The organism is Vibrio sp. Vb0937, from assembly GCF_033338855.1.
This window is the reverse complement of the sequence record NZ_JAWOTK010000271.1, coordinates 1-1,239: the sequence shown is the minus strand read 5'-3', so window position 1 is coordinate 1,239 and position 1,239 is coordinate 1. Positions and strand designations below refer to the sequence as shown.

Here is a 1,239-nt window from a genome sequence, read left to right as displayed (position 1 = left end):
ATTACTGTGAGTTGGTTAGGGAGACCACCATGCTATCGAATACAAAAAGAACAGAAATCAAAAAAGGCGCTCATAAAGCGGTGACTGAAGTTGAAAAGCTGCACACGATTATTGATGAAAGCCTAATTGCCCATATTGCAATAACCAACGAGTCAGGACCAGTGGTTATCCCTATGTTAGCTTGGCGCGTCGATGATTTTGTATACATCCACGGCGCAAATAACAGCCGACTGTTACGCTCCCTCAAACAAGGCCAACCGACATGTCTCACCTTCACCTTGTTTGATGGTTGGGTATTGGCGCGTTCCGCATTTCACCACAGCGCGCATTATCGCAGTGCGGTTGTGTTTGGTCAGTTTGAAACTGTTGAAGACAATCAGGAAAAAGATCGTTTACTGAATCACTTTCTCGAACAAATCGCGCCGGGAAGAACAGAGCATGTCCGTTTGAGTAACGAGAAAGAGCTCAGCGCCACCATGCTTCTGCGTATGTCTTTAGAGGAAGCATCGGTAAAAATCAGTCGTTTTGGTGTCAACGACGACGCTCAAGATATGGATATTCCGGTTTGGGCGGGGGTACTGCCATATCGAACCGTCGTGGGGCCTCTTGAACCATGTTCGGATTTGTATGAAGGCATCGAAGAACCCGATTACAGCAGCGCCTATCCTAACCGCTGGTACGCTTCGGAGAAACTCAGCTAAGAGCTCCTGTTGCTAACCCTCTCACTTTTGCTAACGCTCTCAATAGCAACTTTCATCCAATCTCCTAAATCACCGCTGGTCCTGCCTGCGGTGCTCGTAACTTTGTATCCAAAGGCTTCAATTTCCCGTATAACAAACCATGAGCAATAGGAGAGAGTTATGTCGGGAAAGGAAAGAAACCTACCAACACACCGTATTTCTAGATTCAGCAAATTTGCCTCGCTTGCAACAAGAGTTGCGGGCAATGTTATTGCTGAAGGCACCAAGCAAATCGCCAAAGGCAACCGACCGAAAGCGAAAGACCTTTTGCTCACCCCTCAAAATATTGCACGGCTGACCGATCAACTGGCGCACTTACGCGGCGCAGCGATGAAACTTGGTCAAATGCTGTCGATGGATGCCGGAGATATTCTTGAACCGGAGTTGGCCGAGATTTTAGCCAGATTGCGTTCAAACGCCGATCCAATGCCATCAAAGCAGCTCAACAGCGTGATGGTAAATGCACTTGGTGAACAGTGGAAATCCGCGTTTCTTGCTT

Annotated in this window: 1 protein-coding gene and 1 pseudogene; both read left to right on the top strand. The window is 47.7% G+C overall.

Translation table 11 applies throughout. From position 1 onward, the window contains the following. The first annotated feature begins 29 nt into the window (after nucleotides 1-29). Nucleotides 30-701 (top strand): pyridoxamine 5'-phosphate oxidase family protein, encoded by a 672-nt coding sequence (locus tag R7P67_RS25015; RefSeq protein WP_318086344.1) that lies wholly within the window; start codon nucleotides 30-32, stop codon nucleotides 699-701. A 159-nt stretch (nucleotides 702-860) separates the two neighbouring features. After that, nucleotides 861-1,239, top strand: a pseudogene (locus R7P67_RS25010) (AarF/ABC1/UbiB kinase family protein); the annotation flags it as partial.